The following is a 255-nucleotide window of genomic DNA, read 5'->3' on the forward strand; positions in this document are numbered from 1 at the left end:
GGTTTTTGTCAAAGCGGTAGTAGCTGAGCACATCCTCTGAGAGCTGATCCTGCTGGAAATCCCAGAACACGCCTTCTGAGAGGGCCGAGATGCTGGTGGTGATGCTGCCGGTGAGCTTCATGGCCACATAGTCGCCGGGCAGCATGATCTTGTCGATGTTGTAGTAGAGTTCGGGTTCGTTGGCCTTCACCCAGGCCAGTTTGGAGGCTGTGAAGTTGCCCGGGGAGTTGAGCAGGCGGGAAAGGCTGCGTTCCT

Annotated in this window: 1 protein-coding gene; it reads right to left on the reverse strand. The window is 56.9% G+C overall.

Annotation, left to right across the window (positions count from 1 at the left end):
• Positions 1-255, reverse strand: a 255-nt coding sequence (locus tag K3G39_RS20605) for an FGGY family carbohydrate kinase (protein WP_255594581.1), incomplete at both ends; no start/stop codon positions are given.

Origin of the sequence: Pontibacter sp. HSC-14F20 (assembly GCF_019599265.1) — a bacterium.
GTDB lineage: Bacteria > Bacteroidota > Bacteroidia > Cytophagales > Hymenobacteraceae > Pontibacter.